Origin of the sequence: Brevundimonas sp., assembly GCF_031082345.1 — a bacterium.
Lineage (GTDB): Bacteria > Pseudomonadota > Alphaproteobacteria > Caulobacterales > Caulobacteraceae > Brevundimonas.
In genome coordinates this window covers 1-11,128 of record NZ_JAVHLH010000073.1, presented here as the reverse complement: position 1 = coordinate 11,128, position 11,128 = coordinate 1, and the positions used below count along the sequence as shown (strand labels likewise).

11 protein-coding genes are annotated in these 11,128 nt (G+C 69.5%); 2 read left to right on the top strand and 9 right to left on the bottom strand.

Annotated elements, in window-relative coordinates:
• The 8 genes from RDU12_RS06740 to RDU12_RS06705 all read right to left on the bottom strand — a co-directional run.
• Positions 1–2,137, bottom strand: a 2,137-nt coding sequence (locus RDU12_RS06740) for a M10 family metallopeptidase C-terminal domain-containing protein (RefSeq protein ID WP_308684324.1), incomplete at its 3' end; no start/stop codon positions are given.
• A gap of 170 nt (positions 2,138–2,307) precedes the next feature.
• Positions 2,308–3,192 (bottom strand): metallophosphoesterase family protein, encoded by an 885-nt coding sequence (locus tag RDU12_RS06735; RefSeq protein WP_300291765.1) that lies wholly within the window; start codon positions 3,190–3,192, stop codon positions 2,308–2,310.
• 108 nt (positions 3,193–3,300) lie between these two features.
• Positions 3,301–4,350 carry a nucleotidyltransferase family protein gene (locus RDU12_RS06730; protein ID WP_300291767.1) on the bottom strand — a complete coding sequence of 350 codons (1,050 nt, stop codon included), beginning with the start codon at positions 4,348–4,350 and terminating at the stop codon, positions 3,301–3,303.
• A complete protein-coding gene (locus tag RDU12_RS06725) occupies positions 4,347–4,991 on the bottom strand; it encodes a NeuD/PglB/VioB family sugar acetyltransferase (RefSeq protein ID WP_308684323.1) in 645 nt (214 codons plus the stop codon). Before RDU12_RS06725 ends, RDU12_RS06730 begins: the two co-directional genes overlap by 4 nt.
• Positions 4,988–6,064, bottom strand: coding sequence for an N-acetylneuraminate synthase (neuB, locus tag RDU12_RS06720; protein ID WP_300291518.1), 1,077 nt, complete (start codon positions 6,062–6,064; stop codon positions 4,988–4,990). The genes RDU12_RS06725 and neuB overlap by 4 nt, the downstream gene beginning before the upstream one ends.
• Positions 6,061–7,221 carry a UDP-N-acetylglucosamine 2-epimerase gene (gene neuC, locus RDU12_RS06715; protein ID WP_300291516.1) on the bottom strand — a complete coding sequence of 387 codons (1,161 nt, stop codon included), beginning with the start codon at positions 7,219–7,221 and terminating at the stop codon, positions 6,061–6,063. Before neuC ends, neuB begins: the two co-directional genes overlap by 4 nt.
• Positions 7,218–8,390 carry a LegC family aminotransferase gene (locus RDU12_RS06710; RefSeq protein WP_300291514.1) on the bottom strand — a complete coding sequence of 391 codons (1,173 nt, stop codon included), beginning with the start codon at positions 8,388–8,390 and terminating at the stop codon, positions 7,218–7,220. The genes neuC and RDU12_RS06710 overlap by 4 nt, the downstream gene beginning before the upstream one ends.
• The gene (locus RDU12_RS06705) at positions 8,387–9,397 is read right to left on the bottom strand and encodes an NAD-dependent 4,6-dehydratase LegB (RefSeq protein WP_300291512.1); all 1,011 of its coding nucleotides are present in this window, start codon (positions 9,395–9,397) and stop codon (positions 8,387–8,389) included. Before RDU12_RS06705 ends, RDU12_RS06710 begins: the two co-directional genes overlap by 4 nt.
• 173 nt (positions 9,398–9,570) lie before the next feature.
• Between RDU12_RS06705 and RDU12_RS06700 the strand changes: the two genes are divergently transcribed.
• Together RDU12_RS06700 and RDU12_RS06695 are read left to right on the top strand one after the other, a co-directional pair.
• Complete coding sequence (locus RDU12_RS06700) at positions 9,571–10,530, top strand: M48 family metallopeptidase (protein ID WP_308684322.1); 960 nt, start codon at positions 9,571–9,573, stop codon at positions 10,528–10,530.
• A gap of 74 nt (positions 10,531–10,604) precedes the next feature.
• Positions 10,605–10,751, top strand: a complete 147-nt coding sequence (locus tag RDU12_RS06695; RefSeq protein WP_300290584.1) for a hypothetical protein — start codon at positions 10,605–10,607, stop codon at positions 10,749–10,751.
• Positions 10,752–10,754: 3 nt separating this feature from the next.
• On the opposite strand, the gene RDU12_RS06690 is transcribed toward RDU12_RS06695, so the two are convergent.
• On the bottom strand, positions 10,755–11,128 hold a 374-nt coding region (locus RDU12_RS06690), incomplete at its 5' end, for an AGE family epimerase/isomerase (protein ID WP_308684321.1).

The following is an 11,128-nucleotide window of genomic DNA, read 5'->3' as shown; positions in this document are numbered from 1 at the left end:
CCTCGCCCGCGGTGAAGATCCTCAGGACGCTGTCGAAGGTGGCGTTGTCGATATCGAAGACGACCGTCTCACCGGCCGCGACGGTCACGGCGTAGTATTCCATGCCGCCATGGCCGGTGGCCACGACCGTGGCGTGGGGGATGGTGTTCGAATTGGCCACGTCCGCGCGCGTGCCGAGATCGAAGCTGCCGGCCAGCGCCACCGCGGTCGCGATCGAGTTGTTGGTCGTGCCGACCCCCTTGACGATATCCGGGGCGCCGCCGCCCTCGCCGGGGGCGCCGGCGAACAGCTGGTCGGCTCCGTCGCCGCCGTTCAGGGTGTCGATGCCGCCGCCGCCGCGCAGGATGTTGGCGTTGGCGTCCCCGGTGATGGTGTCGGCGTGGGCGGTGCCGCGCACTTCCTCGATGCCGGAGAGGGTGTCCGAGCCGGCCCCGCCGGTGGCGAGCCCTGTGGCAAGGCTGATCGTGATGCCCGCGCCGGCGCCGGCGTAGTCGGCGATGTCATGGCCGGCTCCGCCGTTCAGCGCATCGTCGCCGCGGCCGCCGATCAGGAAGTCGTCGTTGTCCCCGCCGTTGAGCACGTCGTTGCCCGAACCACCGTCCAGGGTGTCGGTCCCGGCCAGGCCGTGAATGGTGTCATTGCCGCCAAGGCCGCCGATCGTGTCGTTGAAGGCGGTCCCGGTTATGGTCTCGTTGGTGATGTCGCCGCCGACCAGCAGTCCGCCCGTGGGCGCCGCCGCGATGGTCGTGTCCGAAAACTGAAGGAATTCGACATTGCTCACGGTGACCGTCTGGCCGAGCCCGGTCACGGTGCCGACCTGGCCGTTCCAGGAGATCGTGTAGCTGGTGCTGGCGCCCGAGAAGACGATCGTGTCGGAGCCGAGGCCGCCGTCGATCTCGTCGTTTCCGCCGTTGCTGGTGATCAGGTTGGCCGCCGAATTGCCCCGGATCGTGTCGGCGGCCGTGCCGCCGACCACATTCTCGATCACCACCCCGATGGCGATGGCGACGTTGCCGGTGAGACCGCCGACGCTGGAGAAGGCGCCCTGGCGCAGGTCGATGGTCTGGGCGACGCTGTAGCCCGAGAAGTCGAAGGTGTCCGTGCCGCCCGCGTCCCAGACCGCGAAGATCAGCGCGCTGAGGGCCGTGTTGGCGTTGAACCACGGCTGGCCCGCATTGGAGTTGAAGCCGTAGGTCGTATCGCCGGTGCGGGTGGTCGTGTTGGCGCCGTACAGGCGCTGGGCCGCGACGATGTCGTCAAGCAGCGGCACCGCCGAATAGCGGTTGGCGCCGACGCCGTCCCGGAAGTCGGCGCCCGTCTCCCGCTCGGTGAAGTAGCTCATCACCGTGTACTGGCGGGAGTCCTCGAAATAGATGGCGCTTTCTTGATAAGTGATCGTGCCGCCCGAACCTGCGTTATAGGCGGCCGGGTGGCTGAGGCCGATGGCGTGGCCGATCTCGTGCAGCAGAACCTGCTGGCCGTAGGCCTGCATCACCGGGTTGGCGTTGTACGACAGCGAGCTGTTGATCCAGACGTCGCCCTGGACAGCGCCGGCCGCGGTGGGACCGGGCATGCCGCCGGGCAGATAGGCGAAGGCGGCCGCGCCGGACTGGCCCTCGGTGTAATTCCCGAACAGGATGGTGGCGCTCTCGGAGTACTCCGTGCCGCCATCGGTGACCCGCTGGAAGGTGATGTTGGCGACGTCTGACCAGGCGGCCAGCGCGAGCAGCGTCGCCGAAATCTGGGCGGCGCTGAAGGCGTTGTGGCCCGTCGTGCCGTCGGGCAGGGTGGTCACGAAGGTGTCGCGGAAGGCGAAGGTCACCGTGGCGGCCTGGCCCAGGCCGCTGGCCCAGCTGTAGTTGGAGCGGGTGATCTGGGCCCCGGCGTCGATCGGATCATACGACGGCTTTCCGTTCGGTCCGAAGGAGCCGCGGTCATCGGCGTTCAGGATGACGCCCTGCCCGCCGCCATCCGTCCCGTCCGTCACGGCGTGGAAATTCCCGCAGCAGCCGCAGATCTGATAGCTGGCGATCGCGCCGAAGAACGGATCCACGACCGGATCGGGGATCCCGGGGCGGTCGCCCTCCACCAGGTGCGAGGGAGTCGAGCCGAAGCTCCGCGAGAAGGAATCGAACATGGCTTTGGCCCAACCGACGAAAGTTCAGGCCGTCACCGTAACGCGGCTTCGCGAAACGACAAGCACTGCTGGTTCAACTCGCAGTGAGCCAAAACATCGCAGCAATCTTAGATTGTGTAGCGAAGCCCCGCTTCAGCGACCTGACGCGGCCGACCGCAAACCGTCGCCGCTCAGGCGTCGTCCAGGCGAAGATCAGCAACGGCGGGGATATCCGCCCACCGCAGGGCGACCGCATGCGGCCGGACCCCGGGTCCCGCGTCGCCGGCGTCGGGCATGACCTGGGGCGCGACCGCCTGGAGAATCCGCCGCTCTTCGCCCTTCAGACGCAGCGCCGTGAGCACGCCGGATTCGTAGGCGCGGGTGTCGATGCCGATCCGGCGTCGATCGGCGTGCACCTCCGCCGTGGGCGTGTGCCCGTGCACCACGACCTTCTCGAACTCCTGCTCGCTCCGAAGAAACGTGCCCCGAATCCACAGCAGGTCCTCATCGGCCTGGCTTTCCAGCGGCTCGCCGGGCCGGGCGCCGGCGTGGGCGAAGAAATAGTCCCCGACCGCAACCCGCATCTCCAGGTTCGCGAGAAAGTCGCGTTCCTCCGCCCCCAACTTATGATTCAGGTCCGACGACAGGTGCCGCCAGGCCTCGGCGCGGTGCCTCATGTCGGGCGGCCGAAGACCAAAGGACCGCAGGGTGGCGTCGCCGCCGTATTCGCACCACTGGGCGCCGACCGACGGATCCCTGAGGAACTTCGCCATGGTTTCCTCGTGGTTGCCCTTGAGGAATCGCCACTCCACGCCGTCGTCGGACGGCAACCCCGCCAGGAACTTCAGCACCGCCCGCGATCCGGGGCCCCGATCAACGTAATCCCCGAGAAACACGACGATCTTGCGGTCGTCGTCCATCGTCTGCAGGTCAGCCCGGATCGCGTCCACGATCGGCTCCAGCAGGTCATCGCGGCCGTGAATGTCGCCTATCGCCCAGACGACGACGCCCGCCGGAACCCGGGGAGATTCAGGAGCTCTGACCGGCGTCCGGCGCTTCAGAAGCTTGTGAAACATGACTCGCTATCAGTGATGTGACCGGCGCCCCGGGCCGCCGCACACAGGTGGGGCCAGAGGCCAATCTCCGCTATCCGTCCACTACGTTCAAAAAAAGGGTGCGGGACGCTAAACCTCGAAAACCGTGCCGAAATCTGCGTTGGCCTGCGCATAATCCGGCGGGCGGCCGATGTCCATCCAATACCCCTCCGCGCGTTGCTGGCGGACGGACATCCCGGCGCCGATCAGATCGGCGATCAGCGACGGCATGTCGTAGTAGGCGTCGGCCGGCACCTTCCGGAGCGCGCTCGGGGACAGCACATAGGCGCCCGCGCTGATCGTATAGCTCTGGGTGGGCTTCTCATCGATGCGCAGGATCCGCCCCGCCTCGGCGTTCACCACCCCGAACGGCACCTGCATCTCGTAATCGCGCACCACCACGGTCGCGTCCGCCCCGGCCTCGAGGTGGGACTCCAGCACGTGGCCGTAGTCGACCTTGGCGAGGACGTCGCCGTTGGTGACGATGAGCGGCTGTTCCTGGGTGGGCAGCAGGGCAAGCGCGCCGCACGTGCCCAGCGGCCGGGTCTCGCGCAGGTAGCGGATGTCCAGACCGAGCGCCGAACCGTCGCCGAAATGGCGCTCGATCTGCTCGGCCTTGTAGTTCACGGCCAGCCAGAAATTGCGGAACCCCTGCCCGGCCAGGTTCCCGACGATGGTGTCCAGGATCGGGCGGGGGCCGACCTTGAGCATGGGCTTGGGCGTGTCGCGGGTCAGTTCCGCCAGCCGCTCGCCCTTGCCGCCCGCCATGATGACCACCGGATTGCTGCGGATCGGAATGTTGAGGAAATCCGACACCGTGGTCAGCCCGACCACGCGACGGTCGGCGTCCAGCACCGGCAGCTGGCGCAGGCCGTGAGCCCGAAGCATGGTCAGGGTGGCCGCGCGGTCCTGGTGCTGGTCGATGCAGAACGGCTCGCGGTTGGCGCCGGTCAGCGCCGCATCTTCAAGCCCGGCGCCGCGGATCAGCGCCCGGCGCAGGTCGCCGTCGGACAGGACGCCCAGCAACCGGTTATCCGCATCGACGACCAGCGCCATGCCGGCGCCGGTCGAGTCGATCGACACCAGGGCGTCGCGGAACGTCGCCTCCGGTCCGATCAGGGCCCTCTGCCAGTTCCTCATCTCGCTCCCCTCCGCCTCGCCGGCACGCCCAGCAGCGGCCCGTCCCCCGGCTCCGACCCCAGCACCACCGCGCCGGCGCCGACAACGACGCCGTCCTCCAGAACCACGCCCTGCCGGATCACCGCCCCGGCGCCGATGTGGGAGTCCGCCCCCACAGACACGTCGCCGCACAGGATGGCGCCCGTCGCGCAGTGGCTGAAGGCGCCGACGCGACAGCCGTGCTCGATGATGGCCCCGGCGTTGATGATGGTCCCGGCGCCGATGCGGGCGCCGGTCTGGACCACGCAACGCGCCAGCAGCTGGACGCCCGGCTCGATCGTCGCGCCCGGCGAGACGAGGGCGGACGGATGGCGAACGCCGGTGAAGCGGAACCCGGCCGCCTCCAGCCGTTGCTGCACGGCCCGCCGCCGTCCGCGCCCGTTCGCCTCGCCGGCGCCGCCCAGTCCGTTGGCGAGGTCGTAGCCCCCGTCTACGGCGAGCCAGTCGTCATCGCCGAGCACCGGCAAGCCCGCCGCCAGGGTCCCGGCGACCGTCCCGGGCTCGACGAAGCCGAGCACGGTCGCGCCAGCCGCCAGCAGGGCGTCGGCCACGACCTGGCCGTGCCCGCCCGCCCCCACCACGACCACCGGGCGCGCGGTCATGGCTCGATCGCCTCGTCCGCCGCATAGGCGCGCGGCGACGGCCGGCCCAACAACGACCAGATCGCCATCGGCGACAGACCGTCGGCGGGCCGCTTGGCGGTGAGGTTGTCGAGGCTGAAGCGCTCGCCGGCGGCGATCGGCCCGGCGGCGACCAGGCTGCGCCGGGCGATGGCGCGATTGCCGATCTCTTCCGGAGCGGGCGCCTTGCGCGCGGCGCCCAAGGCCGTTTCCACCTCACGGATGGCCGTCACCATGGCGGCGAGTTCGTCCGGCTCCAGCGAGGCGGCGTGATCCGGTCCCGTCCGCCTGCGATCGAGGGTGAAATGCTTTTCGATCACCGTCGCGCCGCGGGCGACGGCGGCGATCGCCACCGTGGTCCCCAGGGTGTGGTCGGAATAGCCGACCGGAAGCCCGAAGGCCTCCCGCATGACATCCATGGCCCGCAGGTTCACCGCGGTCAGCGGGGCCGGATACTCCGTCGTGCAGTGCAGCAGTGTGACGCGGTCCTTCAGGGCCGCCTGCGCCGCCGGGTCGGCGAAGGCCGCCTCCAGATCCGCCGCGTTCGCCGGCGTCCCCTCCCGCGCCAGGGCGAAGGCGATCACCTTCAGCGCCTCGCCGATCTCCTCCAGCGCAGCCATGCCCGTCGATACGATCAGCGGCCGGCCCAGCCGGGCCGCCTTCAGCAACATGGGCCCCCAGGTCAGGTCGCCCGAGGGGATCTTGACCGCCGGCATGTCCAGTCCGGCCAGAAAATCGAGGCTGTCGAGATCGAAGGCCGTCGACATGAACCGCACCCCGCGCGTCGCTGCATGTGCGGAAAGCATCCGGTGGGTGTCGCGATCCAGCTCCAAAGCCTCAAGCATAGCGTGCTGGCCGTCGTCACGGCCGGTATTGCGGGCTTGATAGGCCGCCTTGGCGGCCCGGCGGGTCACCAGCTGATCCGCATGGAAGGTCTGAAACTTCACGGCGTCGACGCCAGCGTCGGCGGCGACGTCGATCATGCGCCGCGCATCATCGGGGGAGCCGTCGTGGTTCACTCCGGCCTCGGCGATCACGAAGACACGACTCGTCACGCCGACACCTCGTAAAACGGTTTGGCCAGCAAGGCTTCGCGGTCGGGCGCGGCCTGCAGTATCGCGACGATGCGGGGCGCGCTCCTCCCATCGCCATAGGGATTCTCCACCGTCCGGCAGTCGAGCATGAGAGCCGCTCCGATCGCCTCAGCGACGGCGTTCGCCTCGGGTTCGCAATGGATGACGGAAGCGGCGCTCAGTCTCCCTTTTTGCCGGTCACCCACATTAACGGTCGGCACGCGCAGCGACGGCGCTTCGTAGAGACCGCTCGACGAATTCCCCACCACTGCATCCACCTGGGCCATCAGCGACAGATAGCGCGTCTGTCCCAGGGAGGCGAAGACATGCACATCAGGCCGGTCGGCCGCCCAGAGATCCAGCAGTTCCTCGAGCCCCAGGTGACCAGGGTCGGCGTTGGGCCGGGTGATCCATTTCACGATGTCGCGCGGCAGGGCATCCAGTCCCGCGAGCACGGCCTGGAATTCGTGCAGGCCCCTGTCCCCGGCCAGGGTCACCGGATGGAAGGTGACCAGCAGGTTGCGGTCGCCGAGGGGCGCGCCCAGGGCGACCTCCAGCGCAGACCGGTCCAGCAGGGTGGTTCGAACGAGGTGATCCAGCCCCGGACTGCCCACTGTGTGGATTCGTTCCGGGTTTTCGCCCATTTGAGCCACCCTGCGGGCGGCGGCGGCGTGAGTGACCAGATGAATCGCCGACAGCTTGGTCAAGGCGTGACGGAACGACTCGTCAAACGCGCCTTCGGTGATGTCTCCCCCCGCGACGTGAGCGACGGGAATCCGGAACAGAACCGCCGCTTCGGCTGCGGCGAGGATTTCGAAGCGGTCGCCCAGCACCAGGAGGATGTCGGGGGAAAGCCGGTCCAGGGCTTCAGCCATACCCATCAGACAGCGAGCCATAGCCCGCGCGGCGTCGCCCGGAGCGTCGCCGTCCAGGCCCAGGGGAATCCGGGCGTCGATCTCGAACCCGTCGGCCTCGATCTCCGCGACGGTCATTCCGAAACGTCCCTCCAGGTGGGTTCCCGTGACAATGAGCTGCAGATCAAGCCCCGGCGCCGCACGGATGTCGTGCATCACCCAGCGCAGCAGGCCGTACTCGGCCCGCCCCCCGGTCACCACGCAGATCCGGCGAGGGCTCTTCATCTGTCCGCCAGGGCGGCGCTGCTGGGTAGGCAGACGACGCGATCTTCGAGAGCCTCGGCCGTCGGCAGGTGGTCGCGGGGACGGTCGGCGTACATCGGCAGACGATGCATCAGCGTCCATAGCGGTCGCGCCTGGTAGCCGGCGTCGTTCAGCGTCTCCAGCAACCGGTCCCTCGCCTCCCGGTCGGGCCGGTCGAGGATCAGGGCGTTGAGCCAGTGGTTCACTTCGGAGTCTTCACGCGGCCGCAGAAGGCGCACGCCCTCGACGCCCTCGAAGGCCCGCCCGTAGCGGGCGGCCAGCTCGGCCTTGCGCGCCAGCATCTCGGGCAGCCGCTCCAACTGCGCGCAGCCGAGGGCGGCGTTCAGGTTCGGCATCCGGTAGTTCCAGCCGATCTCGTCGTGCTCGAAGGCCCAGCGGTGCGGGACCTTGGCCGTCGTGGTCAGGTGTTTGGCCCGCTTCGCCAGTTCGGGATCATCGGTCAGCACCGCCCCGCCGCCGCCGGTGGTGACGATCTTGTTCCCGTTGAAGCTCAGCGCCGCCAGCCGGCCGAAGCCGCCCAGATGCCGCCCCTTCCAGCGCGATCCCAGCGCCTCGGCCGCGTCCTCGACCAGCACCAGATTCCAGCGCGCCGCCACCTCGGCGAGGCCCTCCACGTCGCTCGGGTGCCCGAACACATGCATGATGACGAGCGCCCGGATGGGTCGTCCGGTGCGGGTGTTGACGCAGACACCGCCCTCGACCTTCGCCACGGTGCGCAGATGTTCTTCCAGCCGGGCCGGATCGACGCCCAGGGTCCGGGCCTCCGAGTCCACGAAATGCGGCGTGCCCCCGCGATAGGTGATGGCGTTGGCCGTGGCGACGAAGGTCAGGGTCGGCGTGAGCACCTCGTCGCCCGGCTCGACCCCGGCCAGCCGGAAGCACACGTCCAGCGCCGCCGTGCCGTTCGACACCGCCACGGCATGGCCGACGCCGGTGATGGCCTCGAGATCCCGCTCGATACGGTCGACATAGGCGCCGACGGACGACACCCAGCCGGTGTCCAGGCAATCCTTCACATAATCCCACTCTCGACCGCGGAACTCGGGGGCATGGAGGGGCGCCGGCAGGACGGCGTCCGGGAGCGCCGCCTGGACGGCCGCGAGAATCCGCTCGGGCAGGTCGCCGCTCACAACACGTACCGATCCGGCTTGTACCGGCCCAGGTTCGCCGGGTCGCTGAACCAGTCGATCGTCTCCCGGAGCCCGCGCCGGAAGCCTTCGCCGCCGCCGTACCCGGGCTTCCAGCCGGTCAGGGACCGCATCAGTCCGCTGTCGGCCCAGAGCCGCTCGACCTCGCTGGCCTCCGGGCGCAGCCGCTGGTCGTCGGTGACGATGGCTGCGTCGCGGCCCATCAGCTCGATGATCGCGCGCGCCGTGTCCCCGATCGAGATCTCGAACTCGCTGCCGGCGTTGACCGTCTGGCCCACCGCCGCGTCGCATTCGGCCAGGGCCTCGAAGGCGGCGGCCGTGTCGCTGACGAAGGTGAAGTCCCGCGTCGGATGCACCGCGCCCAGCTTGATCTCGCTCGCCCCGGCCGCGACCTGGCTGATCACGGTGGGGATGACGGCGCGGGCGGACTGGCGCGGCCCATAGGTGTTGAACGGACGGATCACCGTCACCGGCGTGCCGAAGGAAGCATGGAAGCTCAGGGCGATCTGGTCCGCCCCGATCTTGCTGGCAGAATAGGGCGACTGGCCCTGCAGCGGATGCGCCTCGGTGATCGGCACGAACCGCGCGGTGCCGTAGACCTCGCTGGTCGAGGTATGGACCACCCGCTCGACGCCCAGGTCGCGGGCCGCCTGCACGATGTTGAGCGTGCCCAGGACGTTGGTCTCAACATAGGTCTGGGGCGAGTGGTAGCTGTAGGGAATGGCGATCAGGGCCGCGAGGTGCAGGACCACGTCGCAGCCGGCCATGGCCGTACTGACGCCGTGCGGGTCGCGGATGTCTCCGGCGAAGACGTCGAGGTTCTGTCGGACTTCGGCCGGACTCTCGTCCAGCCAGCCCCAGGAGCCCAGGCTGTTGTACTGGACGAAGGCCCGCACGTCACAGCCGCGGCGGACCAGCCGCTCGGTCAGGTGCGAGCCGATGAAGCCGTCGGCGCCGGTGATGAGGATGCGCTTGCCGTCCAGCTTCATCGAATTGTTCCAGCCCTCTCGTCCATGCAGCGTGATTAGCGCCCGTTAAGGAACCGAAAAAGCCGCGGCCTGAATGTCGACGTCCGCGTTGTCATCGGCCGTGGGATGGTGTTGTTGGCCGCATGGCATCAGGTCGACTGCTTCTTCGCCTGCTCGGCGCATTGGCCCTCCCCGTGGCCGCTTCGGCCTGCACCCAGACGCCTGCGCCCTCGACCGTCGGGCGCATGGAGGCGGATGAGGCGCAGCGTCTGACGGCCCTGACCGATCTCGATCAGCGGGTCGCGCGGGTCGCGTGGCGGCTCTCCGAGGCCAACGCCGCCCTGTGCCCGACGGTGAGGCTCTCCGCCGGATGGGCGCTGCATTCGGCGCGGCAGTATCGTCCGGCGCTGCGCTCGCATGCGCAGGCGCGCTTCGGCCTTCGCGGCGATCTGCCGGGGGTGATCGCGGCGCCCGGGGGCTCGCCCGCGGATGCGGCCGGCCTGCGCATCGGGGATCTGCTGCTGGCGGTCGGCGCCACGCCGCTGTCCGCCGGCGAACAGGCGGGAGCGGCCGAATGGGAGGGGCTGGAAGCGAATATCCGCACCCTTGACGCCGCCCTGGCGCAGGGTCCGACGGCGGTCACCGTCCAGCGTGACGGCGAGACCTTCGATGTCACGGTCCAGCCCCGGCGGGCCTGCGGCTATGAGGTCCAGCTCGACCCGTCCGACGAGCTGAACGCCCGCGCCGACGGTCGACGGTTGTTCATCAGCACCGCCCTGGCCGGATTTTCAGAGAGTGACGACGAGCTCGCGGTGATCCTCGGCCACGAGCTGGCCCACCACGTCCTGGGCCACCGGCCCTGGAACGCGGCCGGCGGCGCGGCCCGGCGGAACAACGACGGAGCCTGGCGGACCGAAGGCGGAAGCGGCGGGGCCGAGCAGCAGGCGGACCGGGTCGGGCTCTATCTCGCCGCGCGCGCCGGCTATGATCCCGCCGTCGCGGCGCCGTTCTGGCGGCGCTTCGGGGAGTCGAACTGGCGAGTCCGCTTTCCCCAGATCGGCCATGCTTCGGCGGGCGCCCGGGCCGCGGCGCTGGAGGCGGTCCAGCGTGAAATCCAGGCCAAACAGCGGACCGGCGGCGAACTCCTGCCCTGATTAGGTTGAAGAAAAACTTGACGCCGCGGGTTAATGCGACGTTAGGTTTTCCGGACGCGCCTGGGGAGGACGCCATGAAGCGAAGCGAAAAGCCAAGCCAGCATACGCCGCCGCCGAAACCGCTCCGTATGCAGAGCGCCGGCCTGTACGGCGAGGTCGGGGCGCTGCCGGTCAGCCGCCCCGTTCCTGCACAGTTCCACGAGCCGAAGACGTTTCTCTGACGCCTAACCGTCGGCGGCTCGAGGCCGGCTCTCCCGCAGCTGAACCCAGGCGGCGGCGATGTGATAGAGCGAGCTCGCCGGCGCGGGCTCGTCCACGAAACCCCCGTCCCCCTCCAGCTTGTCCCGCCAGAGCCCGGTCGGCTCCAGATAGGCCCGCAGCCCCTTCAGCGCCCGTACGGCATGGCCGGGCGGCAGGTCCGCCTCCAGGATCAGGGCCGCCTTCAGCCATTCCGTCTGCGGCCACAGCCGGGCGCGGGCCGAGCGGACCGCCAACCGATCATCCAGTTCGTCGACAGCCACGCCCCGCGATGCGCTTATCCCGCGCAGGCCCGTCTCGTAGAGCCGGCGCGCCGCCCCGGCCGACCAGTCGTCGGCCC